17 protein-coding genes are annotated in these 24,449 nt (G+C 59.7%); 4 read left to right on the top strand and 13 right to left on the bottom strand.

Annotation, left to right across the window (positions count from 1 at the left end; all coding sequences use genetic code 11):
• Positions 1-47: 47 nt before the first annotated feature.
• The 3 genes from ACQE2I_RS01760 to ACQE2I_RS01750 all read left to right on the top strand — a co-directional run bounded on the left by ACQE2I_RS01760 (position 48) and on the right by ACQE2I_RS01750 (position 4,293).
• Complete coding sequence (locus tag ACQE2I_RS01760; RefSeq protein WP_427029781.1) at positions 48-1,334, top strand: aromatic ring-hydroxylating oxygenase subunit alpha; 1,287 nt, start codon at positions 48-50, stop codon at positions 1,332-1,334.
• 122 nt (positions 1,335-1,456) lie between these two features.
• A complete protein-coding gene (locus ACQE2I_RS01755) occupies positions 1,457-2,092 on the top strand; it encodes a TetR/AcrR family transcriptional regulator (RefSeq protein ID WP_427029780.1) in 636 nt (211 codons plus the stop codon).
• A gap of 155 nt (positions 2,093-2,247) precedes the next feature.
• Positions 2,248-4,293 carry an NAD(P)-binding protein gene (locus ACQE2I_RS01750; RefSeq protein ID WP_427029779.1) on the top strand — a complete coding sequence of 682 codons (2,046 nt, stop codon included), beginning with the start codon at positions 2,248-2,250 and terminating at the stop codon, positions 4,291-4,293.
• 43 nt (positions 4,294-4,336) lie between these two features.
• Here ACQE2I_RS01750 and ACQE2I_RS01745 read toward each other — a convergent pair whose 3' ends face one another.
• From ACQE2I_RS01745 to fdhA, 7 genes are all read right to left on the bottom strand, one after another.
• A complete protein-coding gene (locus ACQE2I_RS01745) occupies positions 4,337-5,188 on the bottom strand; it encodes an ABC transporter permease (protein ID WP_427029778.1) in 852 nt (283 codons plus the stop codon).
• Between the two features lie 3 nt (positions 5,189-5,191).
• Positions 5,192-6,445 carry an ABC transporter permease gene (locus ACQE2I_RS01740; RefSeq protein WP_427029777.1) on the bottom strand — a complete coding sequence of 418 codons (1,254 nt, stop codon included), beginning with the start codon at positions 6,443-6,445 and terminating at the stop codon, positions 5,192-5,194.
• A 91-nt stretch (positions 6,446-6,536) separates the two neighbouring features.
• Positions 6,537-7,646, bottom strand: a complete 1,110-nt coding sequence (locus ACQE2I_RS01735; RefSeq protein ID WP_427029776.1) for an extracellular solute-binding protein — start codon at positions 7,644-7,646, stop codon at positions 6,537-6,539.
• A 105-nt stretch (positions 7,647-7,751) separates the two neighbouring features.
• Positions 7,752-8,891, bottom strand: coding sequence for an ABC transporter ATP-binding protein (locus tag ACQE2I_RS01730; protein WP_427029774.1), 1,140 nt, complete (start codon positions 8,889-8,891; stop codon positions 7,752-7,754).
• A gap of 270 nt (positions 8,892-9,161) precedes the next feature.
• Positions 9,162-12,017 carry a formate dehydrogenase subunit alpha gene (gene fdhF, locus ACQE2I_RS01725; RefSeq protein ID WP_427029773.1) on the bottom strand — a complete coding sequence of 952 codons (2,856 nt, stop codon included), beginning with the start codon at positions 12,015-12,017 and terminating at the stop codon, positions 9,162-9,164.
• Positions 12,018-12,021: 4 nt separating this feature from the next.
• Positions 12,022-13,740, bottom strand: coding sequence for an NAD(P)H-dependent oxidoreductase subunit E (locus ACQE2I_RS01720; protein ID WP_427029772.1), 1,719 nt, complete (start codon positions 13,738-13,740; stop codon positions 12,022-12,024).
• A gap of 178 nt (positions 13,741-13,918) precedes the next feature.
• Positions 13,919-15,109 carry a formaldehyde dehydrogenase, glutathione-independent gene (gene fdhA, locus ACQE2I_RS01715; RefSeq protein WP_427029771.1) on the bottom strand — a complete coding sequence of 397 codons (1,191 nt, stop codon included), beginning with the start codon at positions 15,107-15,109 and terminating at the stop codon, positions 13,919-13,921.
• Positions 15,110-15,427: 318 nt separating this feature from the next.
• Here fdhA and ACQE2I_RS01710 point away from each other — a divergent pair, with 318 nt between their 5' ends.
• A complete protein-coding gene (locus ACQE2I_RS01710) occupies positions 15,428-16,315 on the top strand; it encodes a DMT family transporter (protein WP_427029770.1) in 888 nt (295 codons plus the stop codon).
• An 87-nt stretch (positions 16,316-16,402) separates the two neighbouring features.
• Here ACQE2I_RS01710 and ACQE2I_RS01705 read toward each other — a convergent pair whose 3' ends face one another.
• From ACQE2I_RS01705 to ACQE2I_RS01680, 6 genes are all read right to left on the bottom strand, one after another.
• Positions 16,403-17,221 carry an electron transfer flavoprotein subunit beta gene (locus tag ACQE2I_RS01705; protein WP_427029768.1) on the bottom strand — a complete coding sequence of 273 codons (819 nt, stop codon included), beginning with the start codon at positions 17,219-17,221 and terminating at the stop codon, positions 16,403-16,405.
• Positions 17,211-18,521 (bottom strand): electron transfer flavoprotein subunit alpha/FixB family protein, encoded by a 1,311-nt coding sequence (locus ACQE2I_RS01700; protein ID WP_427029767.1) that lies wholly within the window; start codon positions 18,519-18,521, stop codon positions 17,211-17,213. The genes ACQE2I_RS01705 and ACQE2I_RS01700 overlap by 11 nt, the downstream gene beginning before the upstream one ends.
• A complete protein-coding gene (locus tag ACQE2I_RS01695; protein ID WP_427029766.1) occupies positions 18,518-20,521 on the bottom strand; it encodes a (Fe-S)-binding protein in 2,004 nt (667 codons plus the stop codon). Before ACQE2I_RS01695 ends, ACQE2I_RS01700 begins: the two co-directional genes overlap by 4 nt.
• 20 nt (positions 20,522-20,541) lie before the next feature.
• On the bottom strand, positions 20,542-22,614 hold the full coding sequence (gene dgcA / locus ACQE2I_RS01690) for a dimethylglycine demethylation protein DgcA (protein WP_427029765.1): 2,073 nt from the start codon (positions 22,612-22,614) through the stop codon (positions 20,542-20,544).
• A gap of 23 nt (positions 22,615-22,637) precedes the next feature.
• Complete coding sequence (locus ACQE2I_RS01685; RefSeq protein WP_427029764.1) at positions 22,638-23,183, bottom strand: DUF5943 domain-containing protein; 546 nt, start codon at positions 23,181-23,183, stop codon at positions 22,638-22,640.
• Positions 23,184-23,362: 179 nt separating this feature from the next.
• Positions 23,363-24,340, bottom strand: coding sequence for a dipeptidase (locus tag ACQE2I_RS01680; protein ID WP_427029762.1), 978 nt, complete (start codon positions 24,338-24,340; stop codon positions 23,363-23,365).
• Positions 24,341-24,449: the final 109 nt, after the last annotated feature.

Below are 24,449 nucleotides of genomic sequence, written 5' to 3'. Positions count from 1 at the left end.
GACTCGCAGCCCTTGAGGGAAAAGCGGTGGTTTACGAGGATACTGGTATGCAAAAAAGTGCTTTTTATACAATGGACGACCCACTTGCCGCGGCTCGTGAGTCAACGGCCGAGATGCTGCAGACAAGAGAGCGTAGCTTCTCGCTTCCGCAGCCGTTTTATAACGATGCCCGCCTGTTCGCGATTGATATGCAAGAGATTTTCGAGAAAGAGTGGCTGTTTGCAGGCATGACATGCGAGATACCGTCCAAGGGTAACTTCATGACATTGGATGTGGGTGATAACCCAATTGTCATCGTGCGCGGCAGTGAAGGCACGATCCATGCGTTTCACAATGTTTGCCGCCACCGCGGTTCGCGCCTTTGCACAAAGGACAAGGGCAAGGTGGCCAAGCTTGTTTGCCCCTATCACCAGTGGACCTACGAGCTTGATGGTCGTTTGCTGTTTGCCGGCAGCGATATGGGCACTGATTTCAACCTTGATCAGTTTGGGCTCAAACCGGTCAATGTTCGCACGGCGGGAGGCTTTATCTTTATCAACTTAAGTGATGAACCACCCGCGATTGACGACTTCCTGGCAGCCCTTGAGCAGTATCTTGAGCCGTACCAGATGGGCAACGTCAAGGTGGCGGTAGAATCCAGCATCATCGAACAAGCCAATTGGAAGCTTGTACTCGAAAACAACCGCGAGTGCTACCACTGCAACGGGGCTCACCCTGAGCTACTGAACTCACTGCAAGAGTTTGATAACACCGACGACCCCCGCGCAACGCCCGCCTATAAGGCGCTGGTGGCTCGCAAGCAGGCAGATTGGGATCAAGACCAAGTGCCTCACCAGTTGCAGCGCTTTGGCCAGCGTAACCGCATGACGCGAACCCCCATGTTGGATGGCACTGTGTCAATGACAATGGATGGTAAATCCGGCTGCAAAAAGCTGATGGGGCGCTTACCCAACCCCGATATGGGCTCACTGCGCATCTTGCATCTGCCCAACTCATGGAACCACTTCATGGGTGATCACGCAGTGGTATTTCGTGTGCTCCCCCTTGGCCCACAGAAAACCATGGTGACCACCAAGTGGTTGGTTCACAAGGATGCCGCAGAAGGCGTCGATTACGACCCCGAACAGCTTCGCCGCGTGTGGGACGCGACCAACGACCAGGATCGTCAACTCGCCGAAGAGAATCAGCGCGGCATCAACTCCAAGGCGTATCAACCCGGCCCTTACTCCGAAACCTATGAATTCGGGGTTATCGATTTTGTCGACTGGTATGCAACGCGCATGCTGGAGAATTTAGGATACGATGCACCTACGCTGCATTTAGCCCAGGGATGAGATTTGAAGTTTAAAGGCAGCGATGGTTGCCGTCTCTAAGGCTTAGCCGGATGAACTGGCAATGTGTACACACAAAAGACACCTGTGTACACTCTGCCACAACATTCCTAGGGACGAGTTCGATGCCACCTGCCAATACCCCCGCCGCCAAGGGCTCCCAAGACGTCTGGCTCGATGCGGCGTTTGAGCTGCTACTCGAATCGGGTGTCGATAGCGTGCGCATTCTTCCCCTGGCCAAGCGGCTAAAGCTTTCTCGCACCAGTTTCTACTGGTTCTTCAAGGATCGCGAGGCACTGCTGGAGGCACTGATCGCACGCTGGCGTGAAAAGAACACTCAGGGGCTGGTGCAGCAGACCGAAGCCTATGCCGAGAATATCGTCGAGGCGATGCTCAATGTCTTCGATTGTTGGCTGACCCCCCAATTGTTCGACTCTTCGCTAGAGTTTGCTATGCGCAGCTGGGCGCTGCAGTCGGCGGCAGTGGTGAGTGAAATCGATGCTGCCGATGCCGCACGTATCGAAGCACTGGCGCGAATGTTCCAGCGCTACGGCTATGATCCGCTGGCGGCCAATGTTCGTGGCCGCACTATCTACCTAACCCAGATTGGCTATATCTCGATGAACACCCAGGAACCACTCGAGGTGCGCATGCAGCGCATACCCGCCTATGTCGAGATATTCACTGGCCAGCCTACTGGTTCCAGGGAGTTACAACGCTTTCATGCCCGTCATGGTTATTCTCCAGCCGACACCAACTAACCCACAGCAAAACTGATCAACTGACGCCACACGGCGTGCCACTTTTCTGGCAGTCGGACATTCTCGCCCAAAAATGTACATCAATGAACATTTAATTGACATCAATGAACATGGCACCTAGCTTTATCACATACACAATAAAATAGAGCTCTGCCATGGTTAACGATCCGCTACTGCAGCCCTTCCAGCTAAAACATCTGACCCTGAAAAACAGGCTCATGATGACAGCTCATGAACCCGCTTATCCTGAAGACGGGATGCCCAAAGCACTCTACCGTGCCTACCACGTCGAGCGCGCCAAGGCCGGCCTTGGCCTGACCATGACGGCCGGATCCGCAGCGGTGTCCAAGGACAGCCCGCCAGTGTTCAACAACATCCTCGCCTATAAGGATGAAGTGGTGCCCTGGATGCGCGAGCTGACCGACGCCTGCCACGAACACGGCACCGCGGTGATGATCCAACTGACCCACCTGGGCCGCCGCACCCGTTGGGATAAGGGCGACTGGCTGCCAGCGGTGTCGCCCTCTCACCGTCGCGAGGCGTCCCACCGTGCCTTTCCCAAGCAGGTTGAGGAGTGGGATATTGAACGCCTGATCCGCGACTACGCCGACGCCGCCGAGCGCATGCACGCGGCAGGCCTGGATGGCATTGAGCTACAGGCTTACGGCCACCTGATGGATCAGTTCTGGTCGCCGCTGACCAATACCCTTGAGGAACCTTATGGCGGCGATCTCGACAATCGGCTGCGCTTCACCTTCGAGGTGCTGCGCGCCATTCGCCAGCGGGTTGGTCATGCATTCATCGTCGGCGTGCGCTACACCGGCGACGAGATGCTGCCGGGGGGACTAACGTCCGGCGATGGGATGGATATCTCACGGCGCTTGAAGGACAGCGGCCTGGTCGACTTCCTCAACGTGGTGCGCGGCCACATCGACACCGACGCGGGGCTCACCGATGTAATTCCCATCCAGGGCATGGCCAGCGCCCCGCACCTGGATTTCGCCGGAGAAATACGTCGCGAGGTCGACTTTCCCACCTTCCATGGCGCCAAGATTCAGGATGTCGCTACTGCCCGTTATGCCATCGCCTCAGGCAAGGTCGACATGATCGGTATGACCCGTGCCCACATGGCCGACCCACATATCGTGCGCAAGATCGTTGAAGGGCGGGAGGAAGAGATTCGCCCCTGCGTTGGTGCCAACTACTGCCTTGATCGTATCTATCAGGGCGGCGCCGCCTACTGCATTCACAACGCTGCCACAGGGCGCGAGACCAGCATGCCCCACACCATCCCCAAGGCAGTCGAGCAGCGTCGGGTGGTGATCATCGGCGCCGGGCCGGCGGGGCTCGAAGCCGCCCGGGTTGCCGGCGAGCGCGGCCATTCGGCCCTGGTGCTGGAAGCCGCCAGCGATGCTGGCGGGCAGGTGCGACTCACCGCCCAGAGCGAGCGGCGTCGCGAGATGCTGGGCATCATCGACTGGCGCCTGGCCCAGTGCGAGGCACTGGGCGTCGAGATCCGCTACAACGTCTGGGCCGAGGCAGATGAGGTGCTTGCCGAAAAACCCGACGTGGTGATCGTGGCCACCGGCGGCTACCCCATGGAAGATCAGCCCACAGTCGGCAGCGACTTGGTGGTCAACACCTGGGATATTCTTTCCGGCCACGTGCCACCGGGCAAACGGGTGCTGCTGTTCGACGATGCCGGCGATCATGCCGCCCTGCAGGCGGCGGAGATCATTGCCTCCACCGGCGCCGAGCTCGAAATCATGACCCCGGACCGTACCTTCTCCGCAGAGATCATGGCCATGAACCTGGTGCCCTACATGCGCTCCCTACAGCGACCCAACGTCACCTTCACCCCTACCTACCGACTGAAGTCCGTGGAACGCAACGGTGGCGAGCTACTGGCCAAGATCACCAGCGACTACGCGCTTCAAGATCACCCGGAACATGAACGGCGCATCGACCAAGTGGTGGTCAACTACGGCATCACGCCGATGGCGGACATTTATTTCGAGTTGAAGCCGCACTCTAGCAACGGCGGCGAGGTGAACTACGAGGACCTCATCGTCGGCCGCCCCCAGGCGGTTGTCCACAACGCTAATGCTGACTTCCAGCTATTTCGCATCGGTGACGCCGTGGAGTCACGCAACACCCATGCAGCCATCTACGACGCGCTTAGATTGGTCAAGGATCTTTAGTCAAGGACCTTTAGTGCGCGAAGAGAAACGGCTCTTCTTGGGCTCACTCGGGCGTAAGCCCCCTCAGCCGTTCGCCGCGGCGGCGTAGCAGCTCAAGGGTAGTCAGCAGCAGCATGGAGAGTAGCACCAGCATGGTGGCCACGGCGAGAATCGTCGGGCTGATCTGCTCACGAATACCCGACCACATCTGGATCGGCATGGTGCGCTGCTCCGGCCCAGCAATAAACAGCACCACCACCACCTCGTCGAAGGACGTAATGAAGGCGAACAGCGCCCCCGACACCACCCCCGGTGTGACCAGTGGCAGCACCACCTTGAAGAAGGTGCGTGTCGGATTGGCGCCGAGACTATGCGCGGCACGGATCAGCGTGGTATCGAAGCTCGATAGCGTGGCGGTCACGGTGATGACCACGAAGGGAATGCCCAGCGCCGTATGCGCCAGAATCACGCCCACGTAGGTCTGGGCAAGATTTACTTTGGAAAAGAAGAAGAACATCGCCGCCGCGGAGATGATCAGCGGCACGATCATCGGTGAGATCAGCAAGGCCATGATCGCGCCACGCGCTGGCATATGCCGGCTCGACAACCCCAGCGCTGCCACGGTTCCCAGCACCGTGGCCAGAAATGTGGAGGAGATACCGATGATAAAGCTGTTCTTGATGGCATTGAGCCATTCGCTCGACGTGAAGAAGTCCTGATACCAGCGCAGTGAATAACCGGCCGGGTCGAAGGTCACCATCGCCTTACTGAAGGTGAAGTAGGGCTGCGCATTGAACGATAGCGGGATAATTATCAGCAGCGGACCGATCAAAAACAGGAAGACCAGCCCGCAGATAGCCAAGAATATATAGTGCCAGATGCGCTCGCCACGAGTGGCGTAGGAAGGAATAGCCATCGTTTACCCCAGTTTGACCTTGTCGACACCGATCAGACGATTGAATACCAGATAACAGACAATCACCACGAACAGCAGGATCGAAGCGATGGCGGCCGCCAGGCCCCAGTTGAGCGATGTCTGCATATGGTAGGCGATGTAGTTGGTAATGAAGCGCCCCGACTGCCCGCCCACCAGGGCCGGTGTTATGTAGTAGCCGATCGACAGAATGAACACCAGGATGCCGCCGGCGGCAATGCCCGGAATCGTGAGCGGGAAGTAGACCCGGCGGAAACTCATAAACGGCTTGCCCCCCAACGAACGTGCGGCCCGCATGTAGCTGGGTGGAATGGTCTTCATCACCGAGTAGAGCGGTAGAATCATGAACGGCAGCAGGATATGCGTCATGGCGATGATGGTGCCCATCTTGTTGTGGATCATCTGCCAGCGCGCCTCATCGGCGATCACGCCGAGGGCCACCATGACGTCATTGAGCACGCCCTGTGATTGCAGGATGGCGATCCAGGTAGTAGTGCGCACCAGCAGCGAGGTCCAGAACGGCAGCAATACCAGGATCATCAGCAAATTGGAGTGACGCGCCGGAAGACTCGCCAACAGAAAGGCCACCGGATAACCAAGCAACAGCGTCAGGCCGGTAATGACGGCACTCATCCATAGCGTTCGCCAAAACAGGGTGGCGTGAACCCGCATGTGCTCCGGCACTTTGACGATCTCGCCGTCCGGGCTCAACTGGCGGTCGATCGCCGCCAGATAATACGAAATTGTATAGGGAGACGCCTCGCGCTGGATCAGCTTCCAGGTATCGAGTTCCCCCCAGGTGTCATTGACCTCGATGAGCGACTCGCGATAGGGCGGCTCCAAGGTGCCGACGCGGCGCGCCGTGCGGCTGATGGTCGAACGCATGCCCGACTTTTCGTAGTTCAGCCGGCTGGACAGCAGGCCCAGGTTGCGTTCCTGCTGGCCTTGGCGGAGGTCCTCGGCCAAGGCGGCAAAAGTGGCTTCATCGGGTAACGACTCAGCGTTCCAGCCCTCCAGCGCTGAAACGGTACGCGGTAGATGGGTAGATACCTCAGGATTGTCGACGCTGCGCCACAGCATTTCGAACAAGGGCATCAGGAAGGCGATGAACAGAAATGTCAGTAGTGGCGCAACCAGTAACAGCGCCTTGATTTTCGAGCGTCGCACGGTACGACGCAAACTGACCTTGAGCGGCACACCATCGGCCGTTCTCAAAGGGGCTGCATAAGATTCTGACACGTAGGATCTCTCCATCAGGCGAAAGAAGCGATCAGCAATGATCGGCTACCGACATGCTGCCGCCCGGCTTTCAGCGGGCGGCAGCAGCACCTTACTGGGATAACCAGGCGTTGAAGCGCTGGGTCAGCTCATCGTTGTAATCGGCCCAGAACAGGTCGTCTTTCTGCAGCGCCGTCTCGAAGTTGGGCTCATGAGTCGGCATGTGCGGCGTCATCTTGATACCGGTTTCGGCATGGGTAGACACCAGTTCAGAGGAAGAAAGACGCGCCGGGCCATAGGAAATGTACTGCGCCTGATCGGCGAGCCGTTGGGTATCGGTGGCGAAGTGGAGATAATTCTTCACCTTGTCGAGCTTGCCGGTGGGCACGACCCAGCCATCCAGCTCGAATACCTGAGCGTCCCAAATGATCTCGAAGGGCTGATCTTCAGTGACCATGGCATTGAAGATCCTGCCGTTGTAGGCGGAGGCAAAGGCAACTTCCTGATCGGCCAGCAACTGGGGCGGCTGGGCGCCCTCTTCCCACCAGATAACCTCATCCTTGATGGTGTTGAGCTTATCGAAGGCACGCTGCACACCTTCTTCGGTCTCGAGCATGGCGTAGACTTCCTCGCGATCGACGCCATCGGCGATCAAGGCCCATTCCATGTTGTTGATCGGCTTGCGCAGCAGAGCCCGCTTGCCAGGATAGTTTTCCAAGTCGAAGACATCCTCGATGGTGCTGGGCTGGTCATCTTCAGGGAACATATCGCTATTGAAGGCGACGATATTGGAATAAACGATGGATGCCACGAAGCAGTCGCCTAAAGCGCCGTCGACGAAGTCCTCACTGGGCGGCGCTCCATTCGGTGCATCGGCCAGCAGTTCGTCGTGTTCAAGGGGTTCAATGAGCCCTTCGGCACAGGCGATCATAGCATCGGCGGGGAGCATGTCGACCAGATCCCAGGTCACGTTGCCAGCCTGGGATTGAGCGCGCAGACCGGCCAACGCATTACCGCTGCGGTCGATATTGACGATCTCGTCGCCACTCTTCTCCATCCACGGTTTATCGTAAGCTTCGTGCTGGCTCATGCTGTAAGCACCGCCCCAGGAAACAATGTTCAGCGTCTGCTGGGCATGGGCGCTGACCGCCACGGCGAGAGTCGACAGCCCCACGACAGCGATACCTGTCTTGAGAACACGCTTGCGGATAATAGCCTTCATAGAGTTTCTCCGTTTGTTGTTGCACTTGCCGTCGGCACCATGGGATGCCGCGATACTAATAGCTTGGCTACCGGTCTTGACTGACAAACTTGACGGCCGTCCCGCTCAGGCATCCAGCGCACGACAATCGGCACTCGACCAGCCAACCTGAATTTGCTGACCAGGGCGCATAACACCAACACCTTGCGCATTGGCCGTCTTCAGAATGAAGTCATCGTTACCGCACACTGCTACCCGCGTACGCAGGTGGTCGCCAAGGTAGATGACCTCCTGCACGGTAGCGATGAACTGGTTATCGAATTTTTCTTCGGTATCGCCCAGCAGGATGTTGACCCGCTCAGGTCTTAGCGACAGCGTCGTTCGCGAGCCTACGCCGCCCACGGCTATCGGCTTGGCAACCACTGTGTCGCCGCTGTCGAGGCGCACCTTGCAGTCATCGCCGAGATGCTCGCTGACTTCACCCAGCAGCCGATTATTTTCGCCAATAAAATAAGCGACGAAAGCGTTTTCTGGCCGCTCGTAGAGTTCATCCGGCGAGGCTAACTGCTGCACAATGCCGTCGTTGAAGACCGCAATGCGGTCGGACATGGTCAGTGCTTCGGTCTGGTCGTGGGTGACGTAGATCATGGTCACGCCGAGGCTGGCGTGAATGCGCTTGATCTCGTACTGCATCTCCTCGCGGAGATTCTTGTCCAGCGCGCCCAGCGGTTCGTCCATCAGCACCAGCTCGGGCTCGAACACCAGTGCCCGAGCCAACGCCACGCGCTGCTGCTGGCCGCCGGAGAGCTGCGCTGGGCGGCGGTCACTGAATTCCTTCAAGCGCACCATGGCCAGCGCCTTATCCACCTTCTCCTTGATCTGCGTCTTGCTGAGGTGACGCACCTCAAGCGGGAAGGAAAGGTTCTCGGCCACCGTCATGTGCGGGAACAGTGCATAGTTCTGGAACACCATGCCAATACCGCGCTTGTGCGGCGGCAAACCACTGATCGGCTCGCCCTTGAGAAGAATCTCGCCGTGGGTGGGAGTTTCGAAGCCTGCCATCATCATCAAACAGGTGGTCTTTCCAGAGCCCGAAGGCCCCAGCAGGGTGACGAATTCCCCCTTACGGATGTCAAGGTTGAAACCCTTGACGACTAGTTCGACACCGTCATAACTCTTTTGGACATTGACGAAGCGGGCAAAACACGACGACGCTTCTGTCGTCGCGGCCGCTTCCCCCCCAGCGACTGCAAGGGTCTCGTTCATGCACATTCCCCGTTGAAAGTCCCGTTGCGCCAAGCTAAGTGCACGACCCATGCACCCCTTTACGCATCCCCTAGAACCCTATGGATTTATATTTTTTTCTAATGCATGTTAAGAATAATACGGGCTACATGTAACGCATCGCAATTTTGGTCAGGATAATTAGCGTTGAATTTCAACACGCCACAGGTACAAAAAAGTCAACTACGACCGGAAGCCTTTAACGTCGAGACATTGCATCGCCATTCATGCTCGGCAGGTCGTCGCTATTGCTCAGGCCGCGCCCGAGCTCAACCGGCAAGCGGCATACTTGAACTCCGGAATCTTGCCAAAAGGATCCAGTGCCGGGTTGGTCAGTAGATTCGCCGCGGCCTCCCCATAACAGAACGGCACGAAAACCATCCCCTCAGGCATTCCTGGATCGACCCTCGCTTTAAGGGTAATGGTGCCTCGCCGGGTAGCGATCGTCAGGTCGTCGCCCGGCGCCATTCCTAGCCTGACAAACTCAGCGGGCGCCAGGCTCGCCACGGCTTCCGGCTCCAGATCATCGAGCACTTTGGCGCGGCGGGTCATGGAACCGGTGTGCCAGTGCTCTAACTGGCGCCCGGTGGTCAGTACCGTTGGGTAGTCGTTATCTACCGGCTCATCCGGTGGCAGCGGGCGCGTTGGCGCGAACTTCGCCCGACCACTGACGGTTGGGAAGGACTCGCTGAAGACCACATCCTGCCCCGGTGCGTCCTCCGCTGGGCAGGGGTAGGTCACCGACTGCTCGCGCTCCAGACGCTCCCAGGAGATATGGTCGAGAGAGGCCATGCCTTGCTTCATCTCGGCGAAAACGTCCCGAGGATGCTGATAATCCCAGTCCAGGCCAAAGCGTTTGGCGATTTCCTGGATAATCCACCAGTCCGGCTTGGCCTGCCCCGGTAGCGGCAACGCCGCACGCCCCATCTGCACTTGCCGATTGGTGTTGGTGACGGTGCCGTTCTTCTCAGGCCAGGCGGAGGCAGGCAGGATGACATCGGCGAACTGGGCGGTCTCAGTGACAAACAGATCCTGTACCACCAGATGCTCCAGCTTGGCCAGGGCGGCCCGTGCATGGGCTAGATCCGGATCTGACATCGCCGGGTTTTCGCCCTGGATATACATACCGCGAATGGTGCCCGCGGCGATAGCGTCCATAATTTCCACTACGGTGAGACCCGGCGTGGGATCCAGCTGGGTATTCCACAGCTCTTCGAACGCAGCACGTACCTGGTCATCGTTCACCGGCTGGTAGTCCGGCATGACCATAGGAATCAGGCCGGCATCAGACGCCCCCTGAACATTGTTCTGACCCCGTAAAGGGTGCAGGCCGGTGCCAGGGCGCCCGGTCTGGCCACAGGCCAAGGCCAGCGAGATCAGACAGCGGGCATTATCGGTGCCGTGGGTGTGCTGGGAAATGCCCATGCCCCAGAAAATCATCGCCCGCTCGGCGTTGGCATACAGCCGCGCCACTTCGCGGATGGTCTCGGGCTCAACACCGCATAGGCCGCTCATCGCTTCGGGGGTCATGTCCACCGTATGCGTTTTCAGGGCTTCAAAGCCTTCGGTATGCTCGGCGATGTAGGCCGTGTCAAACAGCTCTTCGCTGATGACCACATTCAGCATGGCGTTAAACAGGGCCACGTCGGCACCCGGCGAAAAACGCACGCTCAGGTGGGCGTAGGCATCCAACGCCTGACCACGGGGGTCGAGTATCACGATTTTGGTGCCACGCTTGGCGGCCTGCTTGAAAAAGGTGGCGGCCACCGGATGGTTCACCGCCGGGTTGCAGCCGGTAAGTATTACTACGTCGGCTTGGCTGGCCTGCATAAAGGAAGCGGTTACCGAGCCTGAACCAATACACTCCATCAGCGCCGCCACTGAGCTTGCATGGCATAAGCGAGTACAGTGATCCACATGATTGGAGCCAAAACCGGTGCGCACCAGCTTCTGGAACAGCCACGCCTCTTCATTGGAGCACTTGGCGCTACCGAACCCCGCCAGGGCGTCAGGGCCATGGGTCGCTTTAAGGTCGACAAGTCCGCTGGTAGCAAAATCCAGGGCTTCATCCCAGCTCGCCGCGCGGAAATGGCTCAGCGGTTTGGCAGGGTCGAAGTCTGGGTCGAGCCCTTTCGCCACTCCCTCGCGACGAATCAGCGGCACGGTAAGCCGGGATGGATGGCGTGGGTAGTCGTAACCAAAGCGCCCTTTTACGCACAGCCGGTTCTCATTGGACGGGCCATCGCGACCTTCCACATAGAGGATCTCGTCGTCCTTGATATGGTAGGTGAGTTGGCAGCCCACCCCGCAGTAGGGACACACCGAGTCGACCTTACGGTCAGCCACGGCAGAATCACCGTGGCCCTCTTCGTTGACCAGGGTGGCAGGCATCAGGGCGCCAGTGGGGCAAGCTTGAACGCACTCGCCACAGGCCACGCAAGTGCTATCGCCCATTGGGTCGTCGAAATCAAACACGATCTTGGACGCCGCGCCGCGGTGCGCCAGGCCGATAACGTCGTTGACCTGCACCTCGCGGCAAGCGCGTACACACAAATTGCACTCGATGCAGGCATCAAGATTGACGCGCATGGCGGAGTGGCTGCTGTCCTGCTCTAGGCTATCCGCTCGAGAGGCCACATGGTGCACGGTGGGCGCCTCGCGCTCGTCGCGCCTGGGCAGCTTGCGGCGCACTGCGGTGGCATCGATGGCCAGCTGGTCGGCCATGCCCCAGAAGTGGCTGGCACGGTCGGGGCTTTCTTCCCGCTCTGGCTGGTCGACCACCAGCATTTCCATGACCATCTTGCGGGCGGTATGCGCCCGTTCGGAGCTGGCACTATTAACCACCATTCCGGGGGCTGCCTCACGTAGACAGCTAGCGGCCAGGGTGCGCTCGCCCTCGATTTCCACCATACAGGCGCGGCAGTTGCCATCGGCGCGGTAGCCGCTGGCGTCCTTGAAACACAAGTGGGGAATGGTCTCGCCAGCGCGCTTGGCCACCTGCCAAAGACTTTCTCCTGGGTGGGCGCTCACTTCGATGCCATCCAGGGTCAGGGTGAAGCGTTTGTTTAAGCTGTGGTTTAAGCCCTGCTCGCTCATGCTCATGTTCATTCCCCTACCCCTTGACGATGACGTTCTGGGCGGCCAGTTCGCCGCGAAAATCCTTGAGCAGCCCCAGCACCGGGTTAGGTGCCGCCTGACCGAGCCCACAAATGGAGGCATCTATCATTACCTGGGAGAGCTGCGTCATCAGCCCCGCGTCCCATTCGTTCCGTTCGAGCAGGGTGAGCATCTTTTCCGTGCCCACCCGGCAGGGCGTGCACTGACCACAGGATTCGTCGGCAAAGAAGGCCAACAGATTAGTGGCGACCCCGCGCAGATCGTCCTGATCGGAGAGCACGATCACCGCGGCGGAGCCGATAAAACAGCCGTGCTCCTGAAGGGTGTCGAAGTCGAGGGGGATATCGGCCTTGGCAGCGGGCAAAATGCCGCCCGAGGCGCCGCCGGGCAGGTAGGCGACCAGACGGTGACCATCGGCTATGCCGCCGCAATATTCGTTGATTAATTCGTTGAGGGTGATCCCCGCAGGCGCCAAATACACGCCAGGATTTTTGACTCGACCCGAAACCGAGAAACTGCGCAGCCCCACGCGGCCATGGCGGCCCTGGCTAGAGAAAGCCTCCGCGCCACGCTGCCAGATCATGGGAATCCAGTAGACGGTCTCGACGTTATTGACCAATGTCGGCTGGTCAAAGAGCCCCTTCTGGGCCACAAAAGGCGGGCGATGGCGGGGCTTGCCCGGCTTGCCTTCCAGAGACTCGATCATCGCCGACTCTTCGCCGCAGATATAGGCACCCGCGCCGCGGCGCAGCACGATGTAACCCGGCGCCACCCACCCTGCGGCCTCAAGCTCGCCAATCGCCTCACGCAGTACGCCATGCAACGCCGGGTACTCATCGCGCAGATAGATATACAGTGCCTCGGCGTCTACCGCCCAGGCGCTGACCAAGGCCCCTTCAAGAAATTGGTGGGGCGAGCGCTCCAGGTAATAGCGGTCTTTAAAGGTACCGGGCTCACCCTCGTCGGCATTAATGGCGCAGTAGCGGGGGCCGGCCTCCTGGCGCACGAACGTCCATTTTTTGAAGGTAGGGAAACCCGCACCGCCCAAGCCGCGCAGATTGGCCTGCTGCATCGCCTCCATGAGCGCTTCTACCGTGACCTCGCCGTGGTGACAGGCCTGGAGCAATGCCAATCCACCCTCACTGCGATAGCCCTCAAGACGCTGCCAATCGACGGGGGCGGGGTGAAAGTCCGCCGTCTCAATCACCGACGCGATACGCGCCTGGGTGGCGAACGGCACATGATAGTGCCCTACCTCGGCCACCGGCGCCGTGTCGCAGCGCCCCATGCAGGGCGCCCGCAGCACCCGCACCTGCTCGATATCCACGTTCGCTTCCAACTGGGCTTTAAGCGCCTCGGCGCCAGCTAGCTGACAGGTTAGGGAATCACAAACGCGAATGGTCACCGCAGGCGGCGGCAACTGGTCGTCGTGGATAACGTCGAAGTGGGCGTAGAAGGTGGCAGTCTCGTAGACAGCTGCCATGGGCAGGTTCATATAAGCCGCCAGAGCGCGCAGATCCGCCAGCAGCAGATGGCCTCGGGTGTCCTGAATGGCATGCAGGTGTTCAATCAGTAGGTCGCGGCGGCGCAGCGTGGCGTGCTGGCGTTCGTCGCCCAGCAGCTCACGCAACCCCTCAAGAAGACGGGGATCGAGTTCACGGCCGCGGGGCTTGCCACGGAAGCGGCGCTTGGGGGTCACGGTCTGGACGGTCATGGGGTACTCATTATTATCTTGATCGGTTGTATACCGGGTGAACAAAAACGGCACCCCTCGGGGCGCCGTCTAGGGTCACGCTGTCTCAAACTACCCTCCCCCGCTGACAGGCAGGGGCTGGGCTGAGTTGCTGAGTTGCTGAGTTGCTGAGTCAATAAGTTGCTCAGTTAATAAACTCTTAGGCCACACTGCCATGAGGATCAATAACGAATTTCTTAGCGGCGCCGCCATCGAAGTCGGCGTAACCCTGGGGCGCCTGATCCAGGGTGATCATTTGGACATTCACCGCATCGGCAATATTGACCTTGCCGAACAGGATAGCCTGCATCAGTGGGCGATGGTACTTCATCACCGGGCACTGGCCGGTATGAAAGCTATGGGATTTGGCCCAGCCGAGACCAAAGCGCATGCTCAGGGCGCCTTGCTTGGCGGCATCGTCAGCGGCACCGGGGTCTTCGGTCACATAGAGGCCTGGGATGCCGATCTGGCCACCCGCGCGGGTCAACGACATCGCCGAGTTCAGTACGGCGGCAGGCGCTTCTTTACCATGGTTGCAGCCACAGGCGTGGGCTTCGAAGCCCACGCAGTCGACAAAGGCATCAACCTCACGCTCGCCTAGAATCACTTCGATTTTGTCAGCCATGTCGCCGTCCTGGGTCAGGTCGATGGTCTCGCAGCCAAAGCTGCGGGCCTGGGCCAAACGCTCTTCGATCATATCGCCAACAATCACGCAGGCCGCACCCAGCAGCTGAGCGGAAACCGCTGCCGCCAGCCCGACGGGCCCGGCACCGGCGATATAGACAGTGCTACCGGGTCCGACACCGGCGGTAACACAGCCGTGGAAGCCGGTGGGGAAGATATCGGAGAGCAAGGTCAGGTCCTTGATCTTCTCCATGGCCTGGTCGGCATCTGGAAACTTCAGCAGGTTAAAGTCGGCGTAGGGAACCATCACATATTCGGTCTGGCCGCCGACCCAACCGCCCATATCCACATAGCCATAGGCAGCGCCAGGACGGGATGGATTGACGTTGAGGCAGATGCCGGTGCGACCTTCTTTACAGTTGCGGCAGCGACCACAGGCAATATTGAACGGCACAGAAACCAGGTCGCCGGGTTGCATAAACTCGACGTCTCGCCCGCACTCGACGACTAGGCCGGTGATTTCGTGGCCAAGTACCAGGCCCGATGGTGCGGTGGTGCGGCCGCGTACCATATGCTGGTCGCTGCCACAGATGTTGGTGGTCACTACCTTGAGAATCACGCCGTGCTCGCACTTGCGATTGCCGAGGGCGAGTTCCGGGTAGGCGATGGACTCAACGGCGACCTCTCCCGGCCCCTTGTAGACCACTCCGCGGTTGGCTGCATTCATGGCTGACTCCTGTGGTTTATTGTTCTGCTCGAATGGTTGATTGCACTTTTCCACCCTATTCCCTCCGCACCTTTTGACTTACCCCAAAAAGGCACTCACATATCTATTCAAGACATTCCTGTCAGGACGAATAGATAAAGGTCGCTTTCACGACAGGGGGCTGGATTTCCATAACCCCGTCTTGCCGCTTTCGGCGCTAGCTTTTCTACTACACCGACTGGTACGGTACGCCCTTGAACGCGCCGGCGAGCACGCCGGAAAGCGCCACCCAGGCAGTTGCGGACGGTTGTCTTCTTTTGCCGACCAGGAGACACAACAATGCAGCTCAGTTCGTACCAACGCGGTCTACTTATCGTGATACTGGGCGTGGTGTTCCTCAGTTTCGACGGTTTGTTGATACGCCTTGCGCGCACCGACGGCTGGACCATCGTATTCTGGCGCGGTTTATTGATGTTCTGCGTGCTGGGGCTGCTCTGCGTGGTGGGCAATCGGTTAGCCACGTTGCGCACCACCCCCGTCTCCTCGTTAGCCTCGGCGCTGCTGCTGGGTCTAATGTCCAGCTTGTTTGTACTGGCGGTCATGAACGCCAACGTGGCCAATGTGGTGGTGATCCTAAGTACGGCGCCACTGTTTGCCGCGCTGTTTTCGCGGGTTTTCCTGGGCGAAAAAGTCGCGCTACGAACGCTGGTGGCCATTGCTGTCTGCATGCTGGGCATGGGCATGGTGTTCATGGGCGAGGGGGCCATGGGGATGCTGGTAGGCAACCTGTATGCCTTGGCGGCCGCGGCGGCTATCGGCGGCAACCTGACCCTGCTGCGCCGCTATCCAGCGATTGATCCTATGACGGTGATTGCCGGTGGCGGGCTGCTCTCCGCGGCGGTTGCCCTACCCATGGCCTCGCCGCTGGCCCTGGATGCCCAGCGCTATGGCGTACTGGCACTGATGGGGCTGGTGCAGATGCCCTTGGCCACGGTGCTGATCAACAGCGCCACCCGCTACCTGCCGTCGACCGAGGTGGCACTGTTTTATCTGGTCGAAACCGCATTGGGCACGCTGTGGGTGTGGTGGTTATTGGGTGAGACACCCACGAACTCAACGCTACTCGGTGGTGGCGTGGTTATCGTGGTGCTGGTACTGCATGCCTGGATAGGCTTACGCCTTGAGAGGCAGCGCCTTCAGCTTTATCCGGGGTTTGCTGGCAAATAGCCAATAAAGCCATGGCCCATCAGAAAGCCCGCCGAGAAGTGAAGGGCGGGCTTGTATGGTTTTTAAAGGCGCGATGATCAAGAAGCTTCAGCGCAGCACACCCTCTTCCTTGAGCAACTTGTAGATCGCCTCGGCGCCCTGCTCGGGGGTCACATCGGTGAGCACCTGCCCGCCCTTGCCCTCGGACTTGGCCGCCGCCGCCTTGAAGCGATCCCTGGCCGACGCAGCTTTAACGATTTTCAGACGCTTAGGCCGTTTACGCGCTGGGGCAAGTTGCCACTGGGCCAGCTCGCTGTCGGCTTCAGGGGTCGTCGGCGTGACCGCAAAGGTGGCGCGACGCGCCGGGCCGAAGGCGCTTTGACGCGCCGCCGGCGCTGCTTCATCCACACTGATGATAGCGGGCAGACGCACCTTGAGACGGCGACGCTGGCCCCTTGGCAACGCCTGAAGCAGCGTTACCACGCCATTTTCCACCTTTTCTATCGATGCCAAGCTATTCACCAATGGCCAGCCGAGATGTTCTGCCAATGCATAGGGCAAAAGCCCAGAGCCTTCACCGCGCTCTGCCCGGGCACCGGTGATTACGAGCTGGGGCGAGGTAGCGGCCAAGTGCTCCACCAGGGCCAGAATAGCATCGCTGCCTTCAGGCTGCTCCAGCAACGTCATAGACTCCAACCCCATTCCCAGGTAGCCACGCAGGGCCGCCTCTCCATCATCACTTTGGGAACCAGCGTGAAGGGCGTTAATCCGAGTGCCCGGCAGTTCGGCTTCCATGGCCAGCGCTAGCTCCAGGCCCCGGGCATCCTGTTCGGCACGCCGCGCACGACCGGTTGTAGGGTGACGGCCTATGGAGACCAGCACCGCCACGTCGATTCCCTGCTGTTGTTGCTGTCGATCAGGCTGCATCACGCTGCTCTCCCCGCTGCTGTTCCACCATGGCCACCAGGGCGGCTAGGATTTGCGTACTGTCCCCAATCACCGCCAGATCGGCGCGCTTGATCATGTCGCACCCCGGATCGAGATTGATCGCCACCACCTTGTCACAGCGCTGAATGCCCTGGAGGTGCTGGATAGCGCCTGAAATACCCACCGCCATATATACTCGGGCGGTTACCCAGGTGCCGGTCGCGCCCACCTGACGATCGCGGGCCATAAACCCGTCGTCCACCGCAACACGCGATGCCCCTTCGGTAGCGCCAAGCACTTTCGCGGCGTGATGGAAGGCCTCCCACTGCTTGACGCCATTGCCGCCGGAGAGGATAAACTCTGCCTCGGCCAGCGCCACCCCAGCGGGATCCACCGCCACCTGCCCCAGATCTTCCATACGCGACAGTGTGGCGGGAATTGACGCCGCCAGACTCAGGTGCTCGGCTGCGTGACGCGTCTCGTCCACTGGCTCGGCGCACTCGGCCAGCGCCAGGGCAACCCGCGGCAAAGGGCGCTGAATATCCAGGCTCCCAGCGGCGCCACGCGCCGTGCAGCGCCAACCCAAAGAGGCCTCGTTATCCGCTTCCACCTGCCACACCCCCGTGGCAGCGCGTTCACCCAGGCGTAAGGCAAGCCGCCGCCCCAGATCGGCTCCGCCCAGGGGTGAGTCCGGCAACAGCCAGAAGCGTGGCGCCATTTCCCGCTCAACGGCGCTTAAAGCCGCCAGACGTGCCTCGGGAGCAAACCCCGCATAAAACTCATCATCAAGATGCACGACGCGATCGATCCCAGCTTCGCCCAGCGCCTGCTCCTTAAGCTCGCCGCCCCCCTCGCCCTTATGCTCACCAAACAGGATCGCCACCACGGCGCCGGGCTGTTCGGCGTCGGCATCCGCCACACGCCGGGCAAGCCCCAGCAGATCCTTGTCATGGCCGGAGAGACGCCCGCCAGTCAGGTCGGGCACTACGGCCACCAGAAAGGCGGGGTGATCAATAACCACCGTGCGGCGGCTATCGCGAGTCGCTGCGGTTGTCGCGGTGGACTGCCCGCCTTGCTGAAGGCCACTACGATCAATCCGTTTGACGCCATTGGGGCCGATAAAACCGATGGCACGAGGATTCTTGCGCACCACGCCGTTGGGGCCTAGCCACTCGCTGACGGCCCCACCGCCGCCGCTCCTGTTTACACCAAGGGCGGCAAGCACACTGGCGTGCTCAGGATGCAGACGGTTCCGGGCGATCCACTCGCGACGCGGGTCGCGGCGAATAATCTCACTCATAAGATCACCTCTTCAGTCGTCGTCGACGCCGCGGCTCGGTGGGATGCGTCAGTCACATCGCCAGCGGGACGTTCTACCAGGGCATCGGCCACCAGTTCGGCGATATCGCGCACTTCGGCGCTGGCATCCACCACGCCTTCCAGCATGGCAGTACACTGCGGGCAGCCCACCGCCACCAGCTCGGCGCCGCTCTCCTTGACGTCGTTCATGCGCATATCGGGGATCCGCCGTTCACCGGGAATATCGGTAATCGGTGCCCCGCCGCCGCCGCCGCAGCAGCGAGAGCGGAAGCCGGAGCGTTCCATCTCCTTAACCTCGATGCCCAGCGCTTTAAGCACGTTGCGGGGGGCATCAAATTCACCGTTATAGCGCCCCAGGTAACACGGGTCGTGATAGGTGACGCTGCCGCCTTTCCAGGGGGCGAAGGTCAACCGACCGGCATCAAACAGCTCGGCGATAAAGGTACTGTGGTGACGTACATCATAAACACCACCCAGTTCGCCATACTCGTTGCCCAGCACATGAAAACTGTGAGGGTCGCAGGTCACGATCTGCAAGAAACGATACTGATCCAGGGTAGCAATATTGCGCTTCGCCAGGGATTGGAACGTCGCCTCGTCGCCCAGTCGCCGGGCCACATCGCCACTGTCGCGCTCTTCATTACCCAAAACGGCAAAGTCTACCTCGGCGGTGCGCAGCACTTTGACCAGGGCGCGCAAGGTGCGCTGGTTACGCATATCAAACGCGCCATCCCCTAGCCACAACAGCACATCGACCTGCTTAATATCTGCCATTAGCGGTAGATTAAGATCCGCCGCCCAGTTGAGCCGCGAGCCGGGATCAAAACCTCCGGGGTTATCAGTGGTGATCAAATTATCGAGCACCTCGGCGCCTTTATTGGGCGTTTTGCCCCGTTCCAGGGTCAGGTGGCGGCGCATATCGACAATCGCATCCACGTGTTCGATCATCATCGGGCACTCTTCCACGCAGGCGCGGCAGGTCGTGCACGACCATAGCGTATCGGCGTCAACCAACGCCTTTCCTTCCAGCGCCACGATAGGCCCGTGGGGCGTTCCCGCGTGCTCGCCCACCGGCTTGCCGGGGTAGGGGGAGCCGGCATAGGCAGCATCGCTGCCCCCCGCCATGCCCACCACCATGTCCTGGATTAGCTTCTTGGGATTGAGCGGCTGACCGGCGGCAAATGCCGGGCACACTGCCTCGCAGCGACCGCACTGCACGCAGGCGTCGAAGCCAAGCAGTTGGTTCCAGATAAAGTCGGCAGGCTTTTCTACGCCCAGAGGCGCCGCCTCATCCTCCAGGTTCAGCGCCTTGAGACCCGTTGACCGGCCAGCGCCCCCTTTCTTGGTGGAAAAGCGCTCGGCGCGGCGATGGAAAGCCAGATGTAGGGCGCCGGCGAAGGCGTGCTTCATGGGCCCGCCCCAGGTCATGCCGAAAAACATTTCCCCCAGCCCCCAGACGACGACGCCCGCCAACACCAGCGCCAGCAGCCAACTACCGCCCCCTTCAAGCAAACCTTCGGGCAGCAGACCCACCGTGGGCAGCGTGATCAGGAAGACACTTATCGAAAACGCCATCAGACTCTTGGGTAGGCGCATCCAGGGGCCCTTGGAGAGCCGAGCAGGAGGGTTAAGCCGCCGACGCGCCACGAAGAGGCTGCCGACAAACATGCAGGCGCTAGCCAGTAGCAGTAACCCGCCTAGCAATGGGTTGGCGATACCCAGACCGTGCACCAGGATCATCAGCACGGCGGCAGCCACGAAGCCCCCGGCGGTGGCCACATGGGTGTTGGAGATCATTTTGTCGCGCCCCACTACATGGTGCAGATCCACCAAATAGCGGCGCGGCAGGGCCATCAACCCCTTGAACAGGTTCACCCGCGAGGGGCGCCCCTGACGCCACAGGCGTATACGGCGTAGAGCGCCGATTACTGCCAGGGCCAGGGCAGTAAAAATCAGTATCGGCAAGAGCGTATCGAGCATAGTACTCCCCTCCTAAGCCGTCAGAAGTCCTTGCAGATTCGCAGGGCGTCGTAAATGGCCGCATGGGTATTACGCGGTGCCGTGCAGTCGCCCAGTCGGAACAGCAAAAAGCCATCGCCTTCCTCGCTCAGGCTCGGCTGTGGCTGAATCGCGTAGAGCGCTTCCAGATCCACCTGCCCTTTGTTGCGGGACTGCTCTTTAAGCGCGTAATAAAGCGCTTCATCAGGGCGTACGCCGTTCTCGACCACCACCTGATCCACCACGCGCTCTTCTAAAGCACCGGTGTACTCATTTTCGAGCACCGCCACCAGGCCGTCGCCCTCGCGATAAACCTTATGCAGCATCAGGTCGGAGGACATAATCACCTCCTTCTCGTAGAGACTGCGGTAGTAGGGCGGGAAGGTGGTGCCGCCCACCGCCGCACCGGGCTTGATATCGTCGGTAACGATCTCCACCTTGGCGCCCTTATCGGCGAGGAAATCCGCCGCCGAGACGCCGGAGAATTCGCAGATGGCGTCATAGATCAGCACGTTCTTACCTGGCGCCACTTTGCCTGAGAGAATATCCCAGGTGCTGACCACCAGGCTCTCCTCGGCATTCTCCGAGTAGCCCCACTCTGAATGCTGGCTAAGGAACGGCTGACCGCCGGTGGCGAGCACCACGATATCCGGGCGCAGATCAAGCAGCGTTTCTTCATCGGCGCGGGCGCCCAAGCGCAAGTCGACTTTAAGGCGTGCCAACTCCAGTTGGTACCAGCGGGTGATACCGGCGATCTGGTCGCGCTGGGGCGCTTGGGCGGCAATCGTGATCTGCCCACCCAAAGCGTCAGCCGCCTCAAACAGAGTGACATCGTGGCCGCGCTCAGCGGCTACCCGCGCTGCCTCCATACCGCCGGGGCCACCGCCCACCACGACGACTTTGCGCTTGGCGCCCTCGGTCTTCTCAATGATGTGCGGTAGCCCCATGTATTCGCGGGCAGTGGCGGCGTTCTGGATACACAGCACATCAAGCCCCTGGTACTGGCGGTCGATACAGTAGTTGGCCCCGACGCACTGCTTGATCTGGTCGATCTGGCCCATCTTTATCTTGGCGATGATATGGGGATCAGCGATATGCGCCCGAGTCATGCCCACCAGGTCTACATAGCCCCCTTCGAGGATACGCTGGGCCTGGTTGGGATCCTTAATGTTCTGGGCGTGAATCACCGGTACGGTGACCACTTCCTTGATACCCGCGGCCAGGTGTAGGAAAGGCTCTGGCGGGTAGGACATGTTGGGAATGACGTTGGCGAGCGAGTTGTGAGTATCGCAGCCAGAGCCGATGACGCCGAAAAAGTCAACCATTTTGGTAGCATCGTAATAAGTAGCGATCTGCTTCATGTCTTCATGCGAGAGGCCATCCGGATGGAACTCGTCACCACAAATGCGCATGCCCACCACGAAGTCATCCCCCACCTCGGCGCGTACAGCTTTGAGTACTTCCATGCCAAATCGCATACGGTTCTCGAAGCTGCCGCCCCACTCATCCTCGCGCTTGTTAACCCGCGGGCTCCAGAACTGATCGATCAGATGCTGGTGCACGGCAGACAGCTCAACACCGTCGAGGCCCCCTTCCTTTGCCCGGCGCGCGGCCTGGGCGAAGTCACCGATAATACGCCAGATCTCTTCTTCCTCAATGGTCTTACAGGTAGAGCGGTGCACCGGCTCGCGAATACCAGAGGGTGATACCAGGGTCGACCAGTCGAAACCGTCCCAGCGGGAGCGACGCCCCATATGGGTAATCTGGATCATGATCTTGCCGCCATGTTTATGCACGGCATCGGCCAAATTCTGAAAGTGCGGAATAATGCGATCAGTCGAAAGGTTTACCGAGCTCCACCAGCCCTGAGGGCTGTCGATGGAAACCACCGATGAACCACCGCAGATACACAGGCCACAACCTCCTTTGGCCTTCTCCTCGTAGTACCTGACGTAACGCTCAGTGGTCATGCCGCCGTCGGTGGCATGTACCTCGGCGTGAGCGGTACTGACCACACGGTTGCGGATGGTCAGTTTGCCGATCTCGATCGGCTCGAAAATTGCGTCGAATGCCATGCTTGTCTCTCCTCGTACCCCAGTTAGCGGGCAGCGTCGGTCAGCGGCTGGACGGCGAAGACGCCTACATCACAGCCCTGTTCGGCAGCACTCTGCGTCTGCTCAGCGACGGTGCGCAGTGAACTTCCACGTGCGGCGAGGATTTGATCCATGGCACCGGCAAACCAACCGGTGAACATGTACTCTTCCTTGTTCCCGGTCTTACCAAGCTGGTAAACAAAAGCACTGTGCTCAAGTCGTACTTGAGCGGCACCCGTGTCGAGATCGATCCGTTCAGTAATGAATAGCCCCCAACCGCGTTGGGAAAGGCGCGTCATGTAGTGCTCAAATACTGCCTCGCCGCTAATGTCGTGTAGTTCGGCCTCTTTCTCACACCAGTGCCAGGCGCTCTTGTAACCTGCGTGATAGAGAATTTCGGCATACTTCTCAGCACCTAGCGCCTCTTCTATGGCTACATGGTTATTGATAAAGAAGTGCCGCGGCACATAGAGCATAGGCAGCGCATCGGTCGTCCAGACGCCTGTTTCGCTATCCACTTCGATGGGCAGTGCGGGGGCCTGTTTGGTCACGGTTATATTCCTCGGATCGTTGTTATGTCAGGTTATCGACGGGGCTACCCCGGGAGCATGCCTACGAGGAGGCGCTATGAATCCATCCCTGGACGCTACCGACGCCATCCCTGGCGTCGGACCTCCTCTACGGCATGCTCCCGGCGCCCCTCACTTCGGAGACAGCCGCCTGCGCTGAGTCAGGCGCCCCACACATCCTTGAGCACGCGCACCCAGTTCTCGCCCATGATCTTGCGCACCTGGGTCTCACTTAAGCCGCGCTTGAGGAGTGCCTCGGTGAGATTGGGGAACTCCCCAATGGTGCGGATTCCTTTGGGATTGATGATCTTGCCAAAGTCCGTCAGGCGACGGGCATAGCCCTTGTCGTGGGTCAACCACTCGAAAAACTCTTGATCGTGTCCTTGGGTGAAATCGGTACCGATGCCGATGGCGTCCTCACCGACGATATTCATGACGTACTCGATCGCCTCGCAGTAGTCTTCGATGGTTGAGTCGATGCCCTTTTTGAGGAACGGCGCAAACATGGTGACACCCACAAAACCGCCGTGGTCGGCAATGAACTTCAGCTCTTGATCGGATTTGTTGCGCGGATGCTCTTTGAGTCCGGAGGGCAGGCAGTGTGAGTAGCAGACTGGCTTTTTGGACTCGAGAATGACCTCTTCGGAGGTCTTGGCACCGACGTGAGAGAGGTCGCACATGATGCCAACCCGGTTCATCTCGGCAACGATTTCGCGGCCAAAGCCAGACAGGCCGCCGTCACGCTCGTAGCAGCCGGTACCCACCAGGTTCTGGGTGTTGTAGCACATCTGCACGATGCCCACGCCCAGTTGCTTGAAGATCTCGACATAGCCGATCTGGTCTTCAAAGGCATGGGCATTCTGGAAGCCGTAGATGATGCCGGTTTTGCCCTCTTCTTTCGCGCGAGTGATGTCAGCGATGGTGCGAACAGGGCGCACCAAGTCACTACACTCCGCCATCAACTGGTTGGACTTGACGATATTATCGACCGTGGCCTGAAAACCTTCCCACACTGAGACTGTGCAGTTGGCAGCGGTAAGACCGCCGCGACGCATGTCCTCAAGCAGCTCACGATTCCATTTGGCGATGATCAGGCCATCAATGACGATGGCGTCATTGTGCAGTTCAGAGGGGGTCATAGCTAAGCTCCAACATTGATTAATGTAGCGAGCATAGCGCTGACGTTGGGTTTAGCTGCTCTTGGAAACGACGGCGGAAATTCCAAAAGCGTCATCGTGTCGTGAACAC

The sequence above is a fragment of the Halomonas sp. H2 genome (genome assembly GCF_050215315.1).
Classification (GTDB): domain Bacteria; phylum Pseudomonadota; class Gammaproteobacteria; order Pseudomonadales; family Halomonadaceae; genus Vreelandella.
Note: the sequence above shows the minus strand (reverse complement) of the source record. Positions and strands in the feature narration are given on the sequence as shown.

Excerpts from the sequence above, each read along its gene's own strand:
- ACQE2I_RS01710 (WP_427029770.1), top strand. The coding sequence starts at position 15,428 with ATGCAGCTCAGTTCGTACCAACGCGGTCTACTTATCGTGATACTGGGC.
- ACQE2I_RS01695 (WP_427029766.1), bottom strand. The coding sequence starts at position 20,521 with ATGCTCGATACGCTCTTGCCGATACTGATTTTTACTGCCCTGGCCCTG.
- ACQE2I_RS01705 (WP_427029768.1), bottom strand. The coding sequence starts at position 17,221 with ATGCAGCCTGATCGACAGCAACAACAGCAGGGAATCGACGTGGCGGTG.
- ACQE2I_RS01730 (WP_427029774.1), bottom strand. The coding sequence starts at position 8,891 with ATGAACGAGACCCTTGCAGTCGCTGGGGGGGAAGCGGCCGCGACGACA.
- fdhF (WP_427029773.1), bottom strand. The coding sequence starts at position 12,017 with ATGAACATGAGCATGAGCGAGCAGGGCTTAAACCACAGCTTAAACAAA.
- ACQE2I_RS01760 (WP_427029781.1), top strand. The coding sequence starts at position 48 with ATGCAAAAAAGTGCTTTTTATACAATGGACGACCCACTTGCCGCGGCT.
- dgcA (WP_427029765.1), bottom strand. The coding sequence starts at position 22,614 with ATGGCATTCGACGCAATTTTCGAGCCGATCGAGATCGGCAAACTGACC.
- ACQE2I_RS01700 (WP_427029767.1), bottom strand. The coding sequence starts at position 18,521 with ATGAGTGAGATTATTCGCCGCGACCCGCGTCGCGAGTGGATCGCCCGG.
- ACQE2I_RS01720 (WP_427029772.1), bottom strand. The coding sequence starts at position 13,740 with ATGACCGTCCAGACCGTGACCCCCAAGCGCCGCTTCCGTGGCAAGCCC.
- ACQE2I_RS01680 (WP_427029762.1), bottom strand. The coding sequence starts at position 24,340 with ATGACCCCCTCTGAACTGCACAATGACGCCATCGTCATTGATGGCCTG.
- ACQE2I_RS01750 (WP_427029779.1), top strand. The coding sequence starts at position 2,248 with ATGGTTAACGATCCGCTACTGCAGCCCTTCCAGCTAAAACATCTGACC.
- fdhA (WP_427029771.1), bottom strand. The coding sequence starts at position 15,109 with ATGAATGCAGCCAACCGCGGAGTGGTCTACAAGGGGCCGGGAGAGGTC.
- ACQE2I_RS01745 (WP_427029778.1), bottom strand. The coding sequence starts at position 5,188 with ATGGCTATTCCTTCCTACGCCACTCGTGGCGAGCGCATCTGGCACTAT.
- ACQE2I_RS01755 (WP_427029780.1), top strand. The coding sequence starts at position 1,457 with ATGCCACCTGCCAATACCCCCGCCGCCAAGGGCTCCCAAGACGTCTGG.
- ACQE2I_RS01735 (WP_427029776.1), bottom strand. The coding sequence starts at position 7,646 with ATGAAGGCTATTATCCGCAAGCGTGTTCTCAAGACAGGTATCGCTGTC.